Origin of the sequence: Streptomyces sp. NPDC014734 (assembly GCF_043083325.1) — a bacterium.
Lineage (GTDB): Bacteria > Actinomycetota > Actinomycetes > Streptomycetales > Streptomycetaceae > Streptomyces.
This window is the reverse complement of record NZ_JBIBYN010000025.1, coordinates 108,763-124,451: the sequence shown is the minus strand read 5'-3', so window position 1 is coordinate 124,451 and position 15,689 is coordinate 108,763. Positions and strand designations below refer to the sequence as shown.

General features: G+C 67.0%; 20 protein-coding genes and 1 pseudogene. 13 read left to right on the top strand and 8 right to left on the bottom strand.

Annotated features, from left to right (window positions below; translation table 11 throughout):
- Nucleotides 1-35 precede the first annotated feature (35 nt).
- The 8 genes from ACF1CT_RS31295 to ACF1CT_RS31260 all read left to right on the top strand — a co-directional run bounded on the left by ACF1CT_RS31295 (nucleotide 36) and on the right by ACF1CT_RS31260 (nucleotide 5,801).
- On the top strand, nucleotides 36-482 hold the full coding sequence (locus ACF1CT_RS31295; protein ID WP_391787358.1) for a recombinase family protein: 447 nt from the start codon (nucleotides 36-38) through the stop codon (nucleotides 480-482).
- Entirely contained in the window at nucleotides 479-673 is a 195-nt protein-coding gene (locus ACF1CT_RS31290; protein ID WP_391787357.1) for a hypothetical protein, read from the top strand. The genes ACF1CT_RS31295 and ACF1CT_RS31290 overlap by 4 nt, the downstream gene beginning before the upstream one ends.
- A gap of 65 nt (nucleotides 674-738) precedes the next feature.
- Nucleotides 739-1,626 carry a glycosyltransferase gene (locus tag ACF1CT_RS31285; protein WP_391787356.1) on the top strand — a complete coding sequence of 296 codons (888 nt, stop codon included), beginning with the start codon at nucleotides 739-741 and terminating at the stop codon, nucleotides 1,624-1,626.
- Nucleotides 1,623-2,501, top strand: coding sequence for a phosphotransferase (locus tag ACF1CT_RS31280; protein WP_391787355.1), 879 nt, complete (start codon nucleotides 1,623-1,625; stop codon nucleotides 2,499-2,501). The genes ACF1CT_RS31285 and ACF1CT_RS31280 overlap by 4 nt, the downstream gene beginning before the upstream one ends.
- Nucleotides 2,501-3,232: a glycosyltransferase gene (locus ACF1CT_RS31275; RefSeq protein ID WP_391787354.1), complete on the top strand. Its 732-nt coding sequence runs from the start codon at nucleotides 2,501-2,503 to the stop codon at nucleotides 3,230-3,232. The genes ACF1CT_RS31280 and ACF1CT_RS31275 overlap by 1 nt, the downstream gene beginning before the upstream one ends.
- A complete protein-coding gene (locus tag ACF1CT_RS31270; protein ID WP_391787353.1) occupies nucleotides 3,229-4,155 on the top strand; it encodes a PIG-L deacetylase family protein in 927 nt (308 codons plus the stop codon). Before ACF1CT_RS31275 ends, ACF1CT_RS31270 begins: the two co-directional genes overlap by 4 nt.
- Entirely contained in the window at nucleotides 4,149-4,763 is a 615-nt protein-coding gene (locus ACF1CT_RS31265) for a hypothetical protein (protein ID WP_391787352.1), read from the top strand. Before ACF1CT_RS31270 ends, ACF1CT_RS31265 begins: the two co-directional genes overlap by 7 nt.
- A 6-nt stretch (nucleotides 4,764-4,769) precedes the next feature.
- On the top strand, nucleotides 4,770-5,801 hold the full coding sequence (locus tag ACF1CT_RS31260) for a glycosyltransferase (RefSeq protein ID WP_391787351.1): 1,032 nt from the start codon (nucleotides 4,770-4,772) through the stop codon (nucleotides 5,799-5,801).
- Here the strand turns inward: ACF1CT_RS31260 and ACF1CT_RS31255 are convergent.
- The 5 genes and pseudogenes from ACF1CT_RS31255 to ACF1CT_RS31235 all read right to left on the bottom strand — a co-directional run bounded on the left by ACF1CT_RS31255 (nucleotide 5,798) and on the right by ACF1CT_RS31235 (nucleotide 9,769).
- Nucleotides 5,798-6,883, bottom strand: a complete 1,086-nt coding sequence (locus ACF1CT_RS31255) for a phosphotransferase (protein ID WP_391787350.1) — start codon at nucleotides 6,881-6,883, stop codon at nucleotides 5,798-5,800. The two genes, ACF1CT_RS31260 and ACF1CT_RS31255, sit on opposite strands and share 4 nt — an antisense overlap.
- 106 nt (nucleotides 6,884-6,989) lie before the next feature.
- A pseudogene (locus ACF1CT_RS31250) lies at nucleotides 6,990-7,883 on the bottom strand (mobilization protein); the annotation flags it as partial.
- A gap of 423 nt (nucleotides 7,884-8,306) precedes the next feature.
- Complete coding sequence (locus tag ACF1CT_RS31245) at nucleotides 8,307-8,726, bottom strand: DUF6578 domain-containing protein (protein ID WP_391787349.1); 420 nt, start codon at nucleotides 8,724-8,726, stop codon at nucleotides 8,307-8,309.
- Between the two features lie 40 nt (nucleotides 8,727-8,766).
- Nucleotides 8,767-9,003: a hypothetical protein gene (locus ACF1CT_RS31240; protein WP_391787348.1), complete on the bottom strand. Its 237-nt coding sequence runs from the start codon at nucleotides 9,001-9,003 to the stop codon at nucleotides 8,767-8,769.
- Between the two features lie 10 nt (nucleotides 9,004-9,013).
- Nucleotides 9,014-9,769, bottom strand: coding sequence for a GntR family transcriptional regulator (locus ACF1CT_RS31235; RefSeq protein ID WP_391787347.1), 756 nt, complete (start codon nucleotides 9,767-9,769; stop codon nucleotides 9,014-9,016).
- A 78-nt stretch (nucleotides 9,770-9,847) separates the two neighbouring features.
- Between ACF1CT_RS31235 and ACF1CT_RS31230 the strand changes: the two genes are divergently transcribed.
- From ACF1CT_RS31230 to ACF1CT_RS31215, 4 genes are all read left to right on the top strand, one after another.
- Nucleotides 9,848-10,126, top strand: coding sequence for a hypothetical protein (locus ACF1CT_RS31230; RefSeq protein ID WP_391787346.1), 279 nt, complete (start codon nucleotides 9,848-9,850; stop codon nucleotides 10,124-10,126).
- Between the two features lie 156 nt (nucleotides 10,127-10,282).
- Entirely contained in the window at nucleotides 10,283-10,450 is a 168-nt protein-coding gene (locus ACF1CT_RS31225; RefSeq protein ID WP_391787345.1) for a hypothetical protein, read from the top strand.
- 420 nt (nucleotides 10,451-10,870) lie between these two features.
- Nucleotides 10,871-11,614 (top strand): GntR family transcriptional regulator, encoded by a 744-nt coding sequence (locus tag ACF1CT_RS31220; RefSeq protein ID WP_391787344.1) that lies wholly within the window; start codon nucleotides 10,871-10,873, stop codon nucleotides 11,612-11,614.
- Nucleotides 11,611-11,913 carry a hypothetical protein gene (locus ACF1CT_RS31215; RefSeq protein ID WP_391787343.1) on the top strand — a complete coding sequence of 101 codons (303 nt, stop codon included), beginning with the start codon at nucleotides 11,611-11,613 and terminating at the stop codon, nucleotides 11,911-11,913. Before ACF1CT_RS31220 ends, ACF1CT_RS31215 begins: the two co-directional genes overlap by 4 nt.
- A gap of 252 nt (nucleotides 11,914-12,165) precedes the next feature.
- Here ACF1CT_RS31215 and ACF1CT_RS31210 read toward each other — a convergent pair whose 3' ends face one another.
- Nucleotides 12,166-13,104, bottom strand: a complete 939-nt coding sequence (locus tag ACF1CT_RS31210) for a restriction endonuclease (protein ID WP_391787342.1) — start codon at nucleotides 13,102-13,104, stop codon at nucleotides 12,166-12,168.
- A 188-nt stretch (nucleotides 13,105-13,292) separates the two neighbouring features.
- Between ACF1CT_RS31210 and ACF1CT_RS31205 the strand changes: the two genes are divergently transcribed.
- Nucleotides 13,293-13,532, top strand: coding sequence for a hypothetical protein (locus ACF1CT_RS31205; protein WP_391787341.1), 240 nt, complete (start codon nucleotides 13,293-13,295; stop codon nucleotides 13,530-13,532).
- Nucleotides 13,533-14,084: 552 nt separating this feature from the next.
- Here ACF1CT_RS31205 and ACF1CT_RS31200 read toward each other — a convergent pair.
- Together ACF1CT_RS31200 and ACF1CT_RS31195 are read right to left on the bottom strand one after the other, a co-directional pair.
- Complete coding sequence (locus ACF1CT_RS31200) at nucleotides 14,085-14,606, bottom strand: hypothetical protein (RefSeq protein WP_391787340.1); 522 nt, start codon at nucleotides 14,604-14,606, stop codon at nucleotides 14,085-14,087.
- On the bottom strand, nucleotides 14,587-15,597 hold the full coding sequence (locus ACF1CT_RS31195) for a hypothetical protein (RefSeq protein WP_391787339.1): 1,011 nt from the start codon (nucleotides 15,595-15,597) through the stop codon (nucleotides 14,587-14,589). Before ACF1CT_RS31195 ends, ACF1CT_RS31200 begins: the two co-directional genes overlap by 20 nt.
- Nucleotides 15,598-15,689: the final 92 nt, after the last annotated feature.

Below are 15,689 nucleotides of genomic sequence, written 5' to 3'. Positions count from 1 at the left end.
GGGCCCCGACTCCGCAGCCCAGCAGCCTTGTGGGCATGCCGACCAACCCGCCCGGCGGCCTCGGGCACGTACCCGTCGCCGTCTACTCCTGCGCCACCACCTCCACCACCCTCGGTGAGAGCGAGGAGCGTAGCCGCTGCTACGCCGACGCCCGGCACTGGCACGTCGCCGGCATCTGGTCCGACCCCGCCCCGTCGCTGCCGCTCATGGAGCGGCCGGGCTGGCAGGCCGTCACGGCTGCCCTGTCCGCCGGAATGATCCGAGGTGTCGTCGTCGGCGGCCTGACGCATGTCGCCGCCGACGCCGCCCAGTTCGCGGTTCTCGGCGCTCTCCTCCGCGACCGGGGAGGGTTCCTCGCGGACGCGTCGAGCGGCATCCGGACCCGTCGAACCCCCGGCCAGGCCCGTTGTCGCCGCGACATCGCGGACGCGGCCTCCGGCTGGTTCACGCAGACAGGCACGTACGAGGAGGACGGCTCGTGAGCGCCCGGCGCGCCTGGGTCGGCGACCTCGTCCGGGACGGCGGCGGACGGCGGGCGATCGTCACCGACGTCCGCGCCGGCGGCACCGTGTGGGTGCTGCGGCCGCCGACCGGCGGTGGCCCCCACTGGGAGACCGACGACCCCAACAGCCTCGAAATCCTCGCCCGCTCCGAAGCCACAGACACGCCGTGAGCGACCGCGCTCGCTGCCGGCCCTTCCGTCATGCCCGTGCACCACGCCCGAAAGGCGAAGTCGCCGTGTACGCGTTCGGCCTCTGCATCGACCAGCAGTACCTCGTCCCCGGCCTCGCCGCCCTCGCCGGCCTGGCCGACAGCCTCACCCCGGCGGCCCGCCGCGACGCCGCCGTACGGGTGCTCACCCTCGACCTGACCCCGGCGCAGGCCCTCCTCCTCGCCGACCTCGCCAAGCGGGCCGGCTTCGGCTCCTTCGACCTCCGCCGCTGCGCCCCTCTGCGCTCCTCGCGCATGGCAGACGCCTCGTACATCACCGTCACCACCTATCTGAGGTTCGAGTTCACGCCGAGCTTCGTCCGCCGTCCCTACCTGATCTACGTGGACGCCGACGTGCTCGTACGCGGAGACGTGAGCGAGCCGCTCGGCTCCCTTGCGTCGGACGAGACTGGCGCCGTGCGGGACGAGTTCAACCCTGCCGTCGGCGAGTGCCCGGCGCTGCCAGGAGCCGCCGAGCGCTGGCCTCATCTGCGCGGACGCCCGTACTTCAACGTGGGCGTGCTCTGGACCCACACCGACCACATGCCCCGCATCCGCCGAGGCGTCGAGCAGGCCCTGATCCACGCCCGGCGCCACATCCTCCACAACGACCAGGACGCCCTGAACCTGTGGCTTCTGCGATCCGGCCGAGTGCGCCCGGTGGCCGGTGGTTTCAACCGGTTCGAGGTCGGTCGATTCCTGGAACGCGGGAACTGGGCGCGCCGGGTCGTCACGCGGTCACCGAAGCCCGATCCGAGTGCCTCCCTCGTGCACTTCGTCGGTCCTGAGAAGCCGTGGCAGGCCGACTGCCCCATCACGGAGGAAGTCGTCGAATACCGGCGGCACCTGGAAGGGGCCATGCGTCATGTCCGGCGTCTGGGTGCCGTCGGCGTGGAACCGGCGGGTGTGCGGTGAGTGCGGGGGTACCGCCCGCTGTCTCGCGCGCCGCCCTCGCCCTGACTGGGGTATCGGCCCGCACCGCCCGCCGACTGTCCGCACGTACGCGCACCGTCGTGTACCGGGCGGGCCTGGCCGACGGGCGCAGTGTCGTGATCAAGCTGTACGCGGCGACCGCACGCCGCAACGCGATCACGGAGAGCGTTGCCATCCGGGCCGTGGCCGACCACGTCCCCGTACCGGCCCTCATCGGCTACGGGCACGTTCCAGGCCACGAGGCGACCGCCCTCGTCACCGCCGACCTCGGCCCGCTCACCCTCGGCAGCGCCATGCGCTCCGGCCTGATCTCCGACGAGCGAGCTCTGAAAGACCTGGCCGGCCTGCTCGGCCGCCTGCACCGGGCCCCCGTCCGGCCGTCGGCCCCGCGCCGGCCGCTCCACGAGCAGGTCACCTCACTGGGCCGCCGTTGCCCGCCCAGCAGCCTCGATCGCATCGCACCCGCGCTGGCCGCCATCGCCGACGCCGTCCACACGGCGCCCGTGTGGTGCCACGGCGACCTGCACGGCGACAACGTCGTGATCGCCGGCCCCCGAGCCATCCGCCACCTGGTCGACTTCACTGACGCCGCAGCCGGTCCCCGCGAATCCGACGTCGCCCAGACCCTCGTCATGACCGACGCCCTCTCGACTCCCCGCGCCCGCACGGTCACAGACGCCTACCCCCTCGCCCTCGATCATCACCTGTTGGGCGCCTGGGGCGTCTTCCACACCCTGCGCTCCTGGGCGCACTCCTCCCCTGGCGACGACCGCGTCCTGTGGACCCGCCGCCTGGACGACCTCAACCGACGGGCCCCGCACCTCTTCCGTACGCGCCGCCCGGAAAGGACGCGCTGATGAGCACCCCCGCCCTGTCGGTAGTGATCCCGGCCTTCAACGAGGCCGCCTACCTGCCCCGCTACCTGCCCTCCGTCCTCGCCTCACTCACCCGCTGGGAGGAGAGCACCGGCCGTACGGGAGAAGTGATCGTCGTCGACAACGCCAGCACCGACGCCACCGCCGACATGGCCGCCTCCTTCGGCGTCCGCGTCGTCACCGAGTCCGTCCGCAACATCGGCCGGGTCCGCAACACAGGAGCGGCAGCCGCCCGCAGCGGCCGGCTCTTCTTCACCGACGCGGACGTGGCTCTGCCCCTGGAGGCGGTCACCGCTGCTGCTGCCGCCATGGACGCCGGGGCCGTCGGCGGCGCCATCCCGCCGCTCTACACCCCGGAACGGCTCGGCGCCCGCCTGCTGTGCGCCTACTGGGACCACTACCGCACCCGGCGCGGCGGGGCCCAGGGCGTCAACCAGTTCTGCACCACCGACGCCTTCCACTACATCGGTGGGTACCGGGACGACCTGTTCATGAGCGAGGACGTGGAGTTCTTCGCCCGTCTCACCGCCCACGGCCAGGCCACCGACCGGCCCGCGACCATCCTCGACGAACTGCGCGTGCGCCCGTCGACCCGCCGCTACGACCAGTGGTCGAGCCTGCGGATGCTCTGGTGGCAGAACCCCGTGACCGCCCGCCTGCGCCTCCGGTCGCCCCGCATGTGGCGCCACTGGTACGAGACGACCGTGCGATGACGAAGGAGACTCCTGTGCAGCCCCAGCCCCAGCCCCAGCCCTTGGTCGACCTGCCAGTGCCGGACGGGCACGGAATCTACACCTTCCCCGACGACCTCCACCGCGCCCACCAGACGCACACCCAGCAGCTCGCCGCCCGCCACCGGAACGACGACCACCGCGTCCTAGAGGTGACCGCACCCCACGCCTGCGTCCCGTACTACATCGAGGCGCGCACCCCCGTCGGCCGCCCGGTCCTCGCCATCGAACCCCATCACGACGACTTCGCCCTCTCGGCCTCGGGCACCTTCCTCGCCCGCCCCCGACCGCTGACCGTGGCCACCGTCTTCACCCGGTCCCGGAGCGTGCACCCCGCCCTGGAGGTCACGTACGCCGACGTCGACACCGTGTCCGAGCTGCGCGACCGGGAGGGTACCGCCGCGCTCGCGCCGTTCGTCGCCCGCCGACACCTCCTCGGCCACAAGGACGCCGAGCCGCCGTACCGTCCCCACGACCCACAGGTGCTTGACCAGGTCACCGAGGAGCTCGGTCGGGTCGCCGCGGCCCACCCCGGCGCCGAACTCCTCGCCCCCGCCGCCGTCACCCGCCACCCCGACCACCTCCTCGTCCACGAGGCCGCCGTTCGCCTCGGCTGCACCTGGTTCTGGGAGGACCTCGCGTTCTGGTCGACGTACGCGCTCGTCGGCTGTGACCAGCACCTATTCCGTACACGTATGAGGGCGACGATGCGGCCCGAGCTGGTAGACATCACCGACGTCGTCCTGGACAAGGTCACCGTCCTGCGGATGCACGGCTCGCAGATGCATCCAGCGCGGAAGATGTACCGGCCGATCCGGCACGCCTTCACCACGGCGGCCGACCTCGTCGATGGGCCCGGCCTCTACGCCGAACGCTTCTACAGGACGGAGGAGTCGACGTGCTGATCATCGCCTTGGAGGGGCCCTCCTACGCCGGCAAGTCCACGGCGATACGCCACCTCCGCCACACTGCCCTCGGCTCGCGGGCGTTCGTCTCCGACTGCTACGTCAAGCACATCGTCCACCGCGACGACATCCCTCCGGCCCGTACCGACTCGGCGGCTGCCCAACTCGTCGCCTTCGAGAGGTTCATGGAGATTGAGGCGACCAGAGTGGCCGAGGTTGCCGCGAGCGGCAGGCAGTTCGTCATCCTCGACCGGTCCGTGGACACCCTCCTCGCCCACGCGTACGCCCTGGACGCCCTGTTCGGGTACGGCGTCCACCACCAGCTCCGCGACCGCCTCAAGACGCTTTCTTTCCTGCGCCCCGACCACACCCTCTACCTCGACGTACCAACGGAGACGCTCCACCGCCGCCGCAAGACCGCCGACCACACCGCCGCCGAGTCCGAGTACTTCCTCCACGAGCCAGGCTTCCTCCGCCACGCTCGCGACTACTTCGTCCACACGCCCCGTCGGCCCGTGACGCGAGAGCTCACGGTCCTGGCCGCCGACACGGGGCCGGACGATGTGGCCCAGGCCGTGGAAGCCCTCGTCACCTTCTGGACGAGGTGAAGGAAGATGCCCACCGCCCTGTTCACCTGGCGCCGCACCCCGCCCCCGTTCCTCATCGGCGGCGCCGAGGTCACCCAGCAGCTCCTCGCCGAGGAACTCGCCGCCGCCGGGTGGCACGTCACTTACCTCGGCTCACACGAGGCTCCCTGGGACGGAGGCACCCAGCTCCCCGACATGCGCGCCCACCTCGACAGGCATCGCGTCGCGTACGACGAGGCGGAAGGCACCCTGCGCTACCGGTGGAATGGGGTCGAGTGCGCGGCGTTCATGCAGAACAACGTGGAGCACGCGCTGGGCAGCCTCCTGGGAGATCTCCGCCCCGATGTCGTGTTCACCTCGCAGGAGGGCTCGGCGCAGCTCGCCGTCCAAGCCAGACCGACCGCGCTCGTCGCCGGCCTCCTGCACTCCGTCTCGGCCACCGGACTGGGGGTCCTCGCCGGCCGACCCCACTACGGCCTCGCCGTGTCGGATTTCGTCCGGGCACGCGCACCCCACACGCCTGGCACCCGCCTCGCCGTGATGTACCCGCCGTTCGCGCTGCCCGGGGAGGGCTCGGGCGAGGCCCGCACCGCGTCCGTACTCATGATCAACCCCATCCCCGCCAAGGGATCCGAGCTACTGCACCGACTCCTCCGGCTCATGCCGGAACAGCACTTCACCTTGGTCGAAGGCTGGTGGGACACGGCCGCCGACTTCGCCGCTTACCCGAACGTGACGTACGTGCCCCGCGTGTACGACATGGGGCCTCTGTACCGCAGCCATCGCCTGCTGCTGGTCCCGTCCACCGTGGAAGATGCCTTCCCCCGCGTGATCGTCGAGGCCGCGCTCCACGGCGTCCCGAGCATCGGGGTCGACCGGGGCGGCATCCCCGAAGCCATCGGCGGCGCCGGAATCGTCCTGCCGAGCACAGCCGGCCCCGAGACGTGGGCAAGCGCGATCCGGGAGGCGGACCACGAGGCGCTGGGCATGAGGGCCCGGCGTCAGGCGGTCACGTTCACGCGACCGTGCCTGCCCAAGCTTCGGGAGCTGGGGATCTAGGCAGATCCGGTGAATGCCCGCTCCACCGCGTCGAGCCGCTCCGTCCACCAGTGAAGAAGCGCCTCGTCGGCGATGAACAGCTCGTCGCAGGAGTGGTCGCCCCGGTCGTAGTGGAACTCGAGCTGCCAGAAGTCCGTCATCCGCTTCCACCACAGTCGTTGCGCGGCGTTGAGCAATGCGGACGGTTCCAACGGCATCACCGACCGGTAGCCGGCCACGAACGTCGCCACCCGCTCCAGGTCGAACACGCCCTCCACCCCGAACTGCACCTGCGCCGTACGAACGACTTCTTCCGCGTACGGGCGGACTCCGAGCCGGTCCCAGTCCAGGACGGCGACCAGTCCGCCGTCCGTCCAGAGGAGGTTCCGGTACTGGAAGTCACCGTGCGTCCAGCCATGCGGGCCCGCAGGGGTGTCTCCCTCGGGGCGGAGGTGGGCGTGCTTGTCGAGGAGGATCTTGCGCTCTTCGAGGGCAGTCCCCGCGGCCCTGTCGAAAGCGTCGCCCGCGCCCCGGGCCGACACGGCTCCGGCAAGCCGGTCAGCCTTCTGGACGGCTCGGCCGGCCTCGGTCACCTCAGCGGTGACCGAGGCCGGCACTGCGGTCATCCCGGCCTCATCGGCAGCACGGCCGAGTGCCGTATGGAGTCCCGCGAGGTGTGTGCCGAGGTTGGACGTCTGCGTCAGCGACAGGTCAGTTCCGCGAACGTGTTCCCCGGCCGACCAGGAAAAGAGGCAGTAGACGCCACCGCGGACCTCTGCGATCACATCGCCGTGGACGGTGGGGAGCGGGGCACATGCGGGGACGCCGTACGAAGCCAGGACAGGAAGGACTGCGAGGTTGCGACGCAGTCGATCGAGCGGCACGTCCGTGACCCGCTTGAGGGCGAACCTCCCGGCCCGGGTGTCCAGCCGCCAGTTCACGTTCATGAGGCCATCGGCCAGGTGCTGTCGGTCCAGCACTTCGCCGATGTCGTATGCCCGGATCAGCTCGGCAAGATCGTCTGCGGGGAGGTGCGTCCTGTCCGCCACGTTCGCGTCGGTCACCCTGGCGACGATACGGGAGTCGGCCGTGCAGACGCACAAGGATCACTGGTCTGTCTCGGCGGGACGCGCCCGTTCCCGGAGGGAACGAATCGGGTGTTCCCCGAGGGAACGCTTTCCCTGTTCTCTCGGGGAACACGAGGGTCGGTCAACGCCGCCGCACCTGCGGCTGCTGTACGGCGGTCGGTGTGGCCGCCGGCGTGTGGAACGGGGTGGCAGGGAGCCGTGTGGTGCTGCGGGCTGTGGCTGCCTGGGCGAGGGGGCTAGGTGTGTGGCGTTGCCCGAGGCGGTGGATGCGCCAGGTCAGGGCGCGGGCTGGGTTGCGGGCGTCATCGAGAGCGCGTTGGCCGAGGGCCTGGTCGAGGAGGGTGGACGGGCTGTGGCCGGCTGTCTCCGCGTCGGCGAGGACGGTGGCGAGGGCGTCCCAGGCGGGGTCCTTCATGATGCGATCGGCGTGCTCGGGGACGGCCTGCTGGAGGTGGCGGGCGTAACGCTGCTTGGTCTGGATACCGGGGGCGCGACGGGCGAGATCGTCCAGGACCGGGACGGCGACCTGGGCGTACGCGGTCTGGAGGTGGACGAGGGCCTGCTGGGCTGCTGCCTCCTGTTGGGCGTGCTGGTGGGTGCGGTGCCAGTGCTTCGCGAAGGCCACGGCGATGAGGGCGGCGTCCAGCAGCATCACCAGCCCGGCCCCGTCGCGCGTCGCGGCAGGGGTGCGCAGGATCGTCTGGACGCTGCGGCGCAGGACGCGGGCGCTGCCGAGGTCGGCGGTGATGCGGGAGCGGGTGGCGCGCTCGAAGAGGGCGGCGGCCCGTTCGAGCTCGCTCCTCGCGGCGGCTGGTGCGGCGAGGGGCAGCAGGTCGAGGGCTCCGCCGAGCGCGACGAGCTGGCCTTGAGCGATCTGGTCGTCTCCGTGGGTGAGGTGGTCGGGGATGCGTTCGGTGGCGGCAGTGGCCTGGTGCCAGGGGTCGGCCGGCCGGGCGGTGACCGGTTCAGGACTGGTGGCGGTGAGGCGGTGGCGGATCTTGGGCAGGGAGAGATCGCGCCCCGTCCGCTCACGCACCGCTCACGCAAACGGCCCCGGACGAGAAGTCCGAGGCCGAGTAAGACCCCTCCCTGGGGGAGAAACCGCAGGTCAGAGCGGTAATGCGTTGTGCCCCCGGCAGGATTCGAACCTGCGACACCCGCTTTAGGAGTTCGATCCGAGCCCGCTTCGGCTGCGGCTGTCGGCTGGTGCGTGGGCCGGGCAGAGACGGTGGTGTACGCCCCCGTCCGGTGTCGTTGATGTCAGCCGTGGATGTCAGAAAGCCTTCCGATCCGTAAGCTCTAGCGAGAACTGTCAGCGACGGTCATACCGGCCGCTTTGAGGCCCCGGAGAGGGGCTACCGGACGGGGTCCATTGCTGTGGTTGCGGTACGGAGCTGCTGCACAGCGCCCGAACCGGAAGCCTGTCCCGCTGGCTCCCTCATTGACCGCGAACAGCCGATCCTCCTGCCACGTCCGTGGCACGCCGGGCGGTCACCAGATACCCCACGAAGCGCAACCCCGGCCGCGCCTCCGCCCGCCCATCCGCCGCCTCAACCGGAACCAGAACGGTCGTGCCCGGCACGGGATGGTGGATGTTGGACGCACTGCCCGCGGGCACCTCGTAATGGCAGTGCACCTCATCTACCGACAGCACCTCCAGCCGGACAGGTGCACGACCCTCATCCCGCCCGTGATGCTCCTCGCAGAAGTCGATCCCTGCCGCACGCTCGCCACCGACAATGTCGGCGTAGTCCTCCGGATCGACCTCCAGCAGCGTCCACGAGACAACATCCCCTGGCGCGAAGCTCTGTCCGCAGCACTGGATCTGCCAGTCATCGACCCAAACCGTCGCCGTCATGCGGCCAGTGTCCGCCGAACGATCTGCACTCACAGAAGCCTCATTCACCATCGTTGATGTCCGTTGCGGATGTCGACTGCCGCCGGTCTGCGAACGGCCGCCGAAAGTCCGAGGCTTCCCCGAACGGGGGATAGTCCCTGCAGAACGTCACGTAGACGGGATGCTCGGGATCCCCGGCTTCCAGGTTCAGGAAGATATCCACGTCGTGGTTCGCGAACCGGTGCAGGTACTGAACGAACAGCTCCAGTTCCTCATCAGACAGCCGCTCGTCATGCATGCCGCCCTCGTTAGCAGTTGATCGAAACCTCGTAGACGATCTCGCACAGTGCCGCCGGCACTACGATGTTCGCCGTCTCCACGGGCCGCCCCTGGTCGCTGTAGTACGTCCGGCGGATGTGCGTGACGAAGGCGGCCTTCTGGATGCCCAGGAGCGATGCCTCATCGGCGGTCGCCTGCCGCGGCTCCGGCCGCTCCACGGCATGGCTGACGGTGATGCCGATCGCGGCCATACGGTTCACGACTCCGGCCCCAGCGTGCGGTCCTCCCTCGGGAAGGACGACAAGAGTGCCGGCGGTGAGGTCGTAGGGCTCCCAACTCGTCGACAACTGCACTGGCCTGCCGTCGGCCAGGAACTCGTACGTCGTGCGGACGCACAGATCTCCCTCGGCGATACCCAGTCGAACCGCGATCTCCGCCGGAGCGGGGACCTTGGCGTCGGTCAGACTCTCCCAGTCGCCCCGCTTGCCCATGGCCTTCATGTCCGTACGGAACGGGGAGGCATCGGGCTGCTCGCGCGCCGTTGAACGGACGACCCTCACCCGCTCTCGCGGTTCGGCGACGTACGTTCCCGACCCGGCTCGGCCCTCCAACACGCCTTGGGAGATCAGCAGCTCCTGCGCCCGGCGAACCACGTTCTCGCCCACGCCGCACTCCTGGCCGATCTGGGCGCGGGAGGGCAAACGATCGCCCGGCTCCCATACGTGCTCCGCGATCCGCCGCCGGAGTTCGTCGGCGATGCGGAGATAGGGCGGCTGCTCAGGCATATGGAAAATCTAGTCCACTAGCTCTAACCTAGTTAACTAGCTTCACTGAAAGTGACTGCCGGTGACGGAGGCTGCCCTGTGCCCGCTTCAGGAGTGAGCGCGGCGGCCATCGCCGCCCGGCTGTCGTTCGTCGGGCTCCCCGCGCGGCTGGAGGAGCACGCCGAATACACGACGGTCGAAACGGAGGTGCCGGAATGGCTCTCCGTCGAGTCATGGCGAGAGGTTCTGGAAGTGGTGGCCGAAGCCGATCGGTTCGGGCTCCTCGCCACCAGCCTGAACGGCCGCATCCTCTGGGCGGTCGTACGCAAAGCGGTCCCCACGACGGGCGATGTCGGGGGACCGAGCCATCAGCGATAGGAGCTGAATAGCGTGTTCAACCGTATCCGCCGTACTGTCTCGCTCGCCAGAGAGCGGTACTTTCCCGGGGGCAGACACCGCCGCCCCTTAACCCCCTCCCGCCCGACGGCTGTTCTCGCATCCCCTGCGCCCACCGACAGGTCGATGGCCTCCCGGGTGCGAATCTCGGACCGCGTAGACCACACGGACTGGCTCACGGGTGAGGACATCGAACTTGTCCGCCCCTATGTGCTGGCCTGGGAGAAGCGGGTACGGCTGCGCTCGATGGCCCCGGATCCCCATCTGTCGACCGAGCCCTGGTCGACTCTCGCGGGGGCCCTCTGATGCCTCCTCGTCAACGGCCCAGAATCACGCCCGCCAAGGTGGCTTCCCGCCGCTCGATCGACTGCGGGATCGGTACGCACCACGCCTGTACGGAGTCCTCTCCGGATCCGGCGCCGGCCGGCGTTCCGGTGATCTACGAAGCGTGCAACTGCCCCTGCCACACACCGTTCGCCCAGACCGTGCCCGGGGAGGTGCAGCGGTGAGGGGGCGGACAGCCAATGCTGTGCCGCTGTCCAGCGTCGAGTTCGCCTCGATCACCGTGCAGCGCGACGTCGTCATCCAGGACGGAGGGCGAGCGTGCCGGAGGAGTCACCTGTGCCAACTGCTGCATAGCGTCACGCAGCGACGCTTCGAGAGGGGCGAGCTGCTGATCAATCACGCTCGTACCCGGCACATCGTCGGGCGAATGGCGGGAAGGAAATGACCGAGTTCGTCTCTTCGCGCCGTCATGCCATTGCCGACGATCTCCGACGCCGGATCACCGCCGGTCACCTCAAGCCGGGCGAACGCCTTTCGTCCGAAGCCGAATTGGCCTGTCAATACATGGTCAGTACGCCGACTCTGCGCGGCGCGCTCGCGGTGCTTGAGAGGGAAGGGCTCGTCCAGAAGATCCAGGGCAAGGGGAATTTCGTTCGCCGTCGGTTTCGCAAGATCACGTACGTCGGCGGGCGGACCTCACTGGGCCTGTCAACTGCCGCAGACACAGCCTTGCGCGTCACTGTGCGCAAGACCGAGATCCGAGCACACGGACACCTGACAAAACTGTTGGGGGTGCTGGATGGGAGCCCTTTGACCGAGTACTTCTGCCTCAGCCTGGAGGGGGAGACTTCGCACAGTCTGGCCCGTGTCTACGTCCCTCGCGATCTGACGTCGGCCGCAGGGCTGGCCGGCGAGTGCACATTCGAGGGGATGGTCACGGGCCCTACCGTGCCGACCTCGCCGCCTGTAGAGATCCGGGAGACGGTTTGTGCCCGCCCTCCGACCCCGGACGAAGCGTCGACGCTTCGGACCAGTTCCGCCATTGCAGTTCTCGCGATCACTCGCGTTGTCGCCGACAGCGCCGGTCGCGTGGTGGAGGCCGCGCATCTGGTGTTCCCGGGGGATCGTATCGATGCGATCTTCACTACCCACCATGTGATCAACGAGAGACGAGTACAAGGATGACGCCCCGAGACGAATTGCGGCTTCTCCCTTGGTCGGGCCCAGATGACAAGCCCAGCTATCTCAGCACCGATGACGGAGACAGCCACATGTCCCGCCTGGCGGACAACATCGAGGCGGTGCAACTCGGGATGGCGGCCGATCTGCTGGAACAGGCCTCGGAAGCTCTTGGTGACGAAGAAGCGGACCTGGAGGACTTGCGGCTGCTGGCTAAGGAGTTGTTTGGGGCCTTGCGAGACGTGCTCCGCGTGGCGACCAGCCGTGGTCACCTTCTGGGGATGAGTGAAAATCACCGCTTCTGAAGGGAACGAGTGGCAGCTCACCACGTAGGTACACGGCCCCTGACCGCGTCAGCGGTCAGGGGCATGGCCCAGCACGGAGCCTGCCAGTTAACACGGACCTGAACGATGCGGCGTTGGCACCTTCTGATCCGTAGCTCTAGCAGGATCGGTCAGTAACGGCCATGCCGGCCACTACAGGGCCCCAAAGAGCTGGTGGCGTACAGGGGGCGGTTGCTGGGGTTGCGGCACTGCGCTGCGGTACAGGGCTTGCCGCTACGGGAGTGCGTCGGGGTTGGTGCTGATGAACCCCTTGCCTTCGGGCCAGATCACGGCGCAGTTCTGGGTCTTGGCCAGGGCCAAGAGGTCTTCCCGCGGTTCGGAGGGGAGCAGGATGGCGCGGATGGTGTGGTCGACGAACCTGCTGTAGTCCGCGAGCTGTCCGATGGCCATGCGGATGTTCTCGCGGGTGACGCTGCCCTTGGCCTCGATCAGGAGACCGAGTCCCTTGGCGTGGAGGTCGGTGAAGAGGGGGCGGCTTTCACCGGGGGGCAGGATACGCTGCCGGCCGGACTGGTGGCCATTGCTGGTCAGGTAGTCGGCGAACGCCTTGACCAGGCGGGCTTCCTTGCGGTCGGCCTCGTAGGGCTCCTGGTTCGGGTTGACGAACGTGGTCTCGCTCTCGTTTCTCTCCAAGGGGAGGTCGTCCACCTGGTTGGGGTGAGAGATGAGCAGCCGGCCGAGCTTGGTGGCGGGCTGCTGCGGCGCGGTGTCTACCGGGTTGAGCCGGAAGACGATGACCTTACGGAGAGGGCCGTCGTCGGTCTCGGGGGCATCCGCGGAGTACCAGGGGTTCTCCTGGTCAACAGTGAACTCGCCGCGGTAGGTGATCGTTCCGCGGGCGCCCTGAAAGACGCGCAGCGCGCGCCCTTCAGCCTGGTGGTTCAAGATGCTGGCGTTGCCGGAGATCATCCGCTGATCGCCGTACTGGCCTTCTCCGCTGTAGTGGAAGCGACCGTCCGGCATCCAGTCGTCGTAGTAGCCATGCTTCTCGCCGGCGACAGGGTCCGTGAAGATGAAGACGTTGGGCGTCTTGGCTGACGGCCCGATACCTCCCTGCGTCCGTCCTCCGAACTTGCTGTGCAGCGCCTTGCGTTCGATCTGGTCGCCGGGCTTGAGCTGCCACTCCACGACGTCCGATGCCGTCTCGCTCATGGGCCTCCTTCGAGAGATGCCGCACCTCACAGCGCAAGGCGCGACCGTAAGCATCATTCACACATGGGAATCGGATGTCAAATTTCGGCATCCGATTTCGATCTATGATCGCCCCGTGCGCCGGCTCTATGCATGAATGCGCCCCAATGCGCACTAGCGTGTCGGGGGTTCGGGCCGGGACGGTGGGCGTGGTGATTCCGTGGGCCAAGGAGACCTTCGGCGAGGTGGCGGGTGCGCTGGCTGATGCCATCCCCGCGTGCCTGACGCGGGCCCACGAGCGGGCGCGAAACGGCCACCAAGGCGTGCATACCCAAACGCTGGAGGCGTACGGACACGGCCTCCACGCCGTGCAGTACGAGGAACTCGCAGCCGCCTCGAACATCTCCCCGGCGCAACTGCGGTCCGTCTCCAAGCCCGAACCGTCGTGATCGTTGCCGACAACGTGATCTACCCGATCCGTTATGCCAAGACGGACGTGCCTGTCACCGCGGCACGACTCCGGCGAGCCACTGGCTTGCGCGCAGACCTGATTCGGCGTCACGGGCCGGAATCCATGCAAGGAGAACTAGACCTAGGGCTCGAAGAACTTGAAGAGCAAGAAGCCCACCGGGACCTCGGTCAGCTACCCCCAGAAATCGGCTTGATCCTCGTTGCCTACGCCTGCTCTATGGGCCGTGGAGTGATGCCGTTGGAGTGGGGTGCCGCGGAGCTACGCCGAGAGGACCGTTACCTCATCTGGCATCATCACGAGCCGCTGCACGCCGGCCAGTAGGACCGCTTCAGGGCATCGCGCAGGTCGATTCCCCTTGACGTACAGCCAGGGCTCGTCCACTAGGTACGGCACGGCGACCAAGTGCACCCTGATCACGCGATTCTAATTCGGGCAACTCGGCAAAGGCCCCCTGGAAGTTTGAATGCGCCAAGGGGCCATTTCTCGTGCCGCCCACTCATTTAGTATTCACGTTCAACCGTAAGGTCCTTTAAGGGATGAGTTCGTTCCTGAAGATGGAGCGGATCCTCTTCAAGATGACCATCAAAACGAGAACGAAATGAGCCAAGAGGTACGTCAATACTCCCGTTATCCAGGGATTGAAATCCTTGAGATCTAGGGACGCGCCGACTGCGAGAATGACCGTTGCCGTGAGGGCTATGACTAGCCCATATGTTGCGTTGGCTTGCAGTTGGCGAATTAGCTTAATCTTAACGCTGGTGTCTAGGCTTTCGACTTGGGAACTGCGCACTTGAGCGGCAGCCCTCAGTGCAACATCGAATGACAAGACCAGGAGATTGAACAGTAGTCCGGACATCAGTGAGAGTGCCGTTAGGAGATCCCCGATTCCCCCAATCCTCCAGTGTGTCAGTGCCACAGATGCGGGAAGTGCTGCGGGAAGCGCGTAGAGAGTGAGGATGTCTGACTTGGATACACTTTCCCGCCCTCCATCTCCGGTGCGAAGCGTTTGGAAGTGATCAACGAAGACTGGCTTAAGGTTCAGCATCCTCACTTGGTGGTACCTCCAGCCGGTAGTCATTCCAGTTTTCTGGCCACGTGAACTGCTGTTCCGCTACCGAAGGACGGGTTAGGCTGATGTCCTCCGCAAGGTCAAGCGCAACCTTAATCGCCTCCTGGTAGAAGACTTCGTCCGAGAGGGAGCCCTCATCGTCGAGGAGCCCCTCGTCAATCTCGAAGGTGACTACAGGAGTCTTACCAGACGCCACTGACACTGTCCGAGTCGTACGGCCCACCCGTACCTCTACCCGCAGGTCGCTGTAGTCGACGCCTTGCCACTCGAGGAGCCGAGACACATCGGCTTCCCCGCGGACTACTCTCTCGATGACTTTCTTACCGAGGCTGCTGCGACGGGGCGAAGAAATTACCGTTTCCATGGTGCCAAGGTCTGTTTCGTGTTGACTAAGCTCGTAACGATCAGCAATGTCGCTAGGTACGCTATTTCGAACGAGTCGAATTTTTTTCACGTGCCCGCTATTGAGAACTCGAGAAACGGCTGCTTCTGGCGAGAGGTTATTTATATCTAGAACGTATTCAGGAAACCGCTTGCGGAAGGCCCTTCGCAAGCCGCTAGAAAACATGCTAAAAACGCCACGATTGTGAACGCGCTCGGTGAGGAAAAGGCCAACTTCCCTTTCCTTGGGTAGGATCAAAAGGTTTCGATAGTGCAAAACCTCCACGTCGGTTTGCTCGCGATTGAAGCGAGGTGCCCCGCTACCGCGCTCCTCAAATACCGATGTGACGCCATATTCGCCAAGACCCAAGGTTGCCTGAATGTGTCGGTTGCTATGGGAGATCTCTGGGGCTTTAATTATCTGCTTGTTGTCAGGGTTATCGAATCCATCCTCTTCCAGGAATTTCAGATACCCGTGAAGCGCCTTAAGGAGGTCGGAGCCATTATCGTCGAAGTTGTCGAATTTGAGAGGATCCTTCTTCTGGCGCCTATGTACGGTGATCTTGTAGGCGGCGATGGAATGCTCAGCCATGAACTCCCCCCTCTGTGGTCGCTGTTGGGAACACATGGTATGCGCTGAGGGTGGCAGTTAGTCGGCAATGGGGAAATTTGCTCAAAACGTAC

Bases quoted from the DNA above. Each gene is read 5' to 3' on its own strand.
- ACF1CT_RS31295 (WP_391787358.1), top strand. From the start codon at position 36: ATGCCGACCAACCCGCCCGGCGGCCTCGGGCACGTACCCGTCGCCGTC.
- ACF1CT_RS31275 (WP_391787354.1), top strand. From the start codon at position 2,501: ATGAGCACCCCCGCCCTGTCGGTAGTGATCCCGGCCTTCAACGAGGCC.
- ACF1CT_RS31270 (WP_391787353.1), top strand. From the start codon at position 3,229: ATGACGAAGGAGACTCCTGTGCAGCCCCAGCCCCAGCCCCAGCCCTTG.
- ACF1CT_RS31260 (WP_391787351.1), top strand. From the start codon at position 4,770: ATGCCCACCGCCCTGTTCACCTGGCGCCGCACCCCGCCCCCGTTCCTC.
- ACF1CT_RS31245 (WP_391787349.1), bottom strand. From the start codon at position 8,726: ATGACGGCGACGGTTTGGGTCGATGACTGGCAGATCCAGTGCTGCGGA.
- ACF1CT_RS31240 (WP_391787348.1), bottom strand. From the start codon at position 9,003: ATGCATGACGAGCGGCTGTCTGATGAGGAACTGGAGCTGTTCGTTCAG.
- ACF1CT_RS31235 (WP_391787347.1), bottom strand. From the start codon at position 9,769: ATGCCTGAGCAGCCGCCCTATCTCCGCATCGCCGACGAACTCCGGCGG.
- ACF1CT_RS31220 (WP_391787344.1), top strand. From the start codon at position 10,871: ATGACCGAGTTCGTCTCTTCGCGCCGTCATGCCATTGCCGACGATCTC.
- ACF1CT_RS31215 (WP_391787343.1), top strand. From the start codon at position 11,611: ATGACGCCCCGAGACGAATTGCGGCTTCTCCCTTGGTCGGGCCCAGAT.
- ACF1CT_RS31210 (WP_391787342.1), bottom strand. From the start codon at position 13,104: ATGAGCGAGACGGCATCGGACGTCGTGGAGTGGCAGCTCAAGCCCGGC.
- ACF1CT_RS31195 (WP_391787339.1), bottom strand. From the start codon at position 15,597: ATGGCTGAGCATTCCATCGCCGCCTACAAGATCACCGTACATAGGCGC.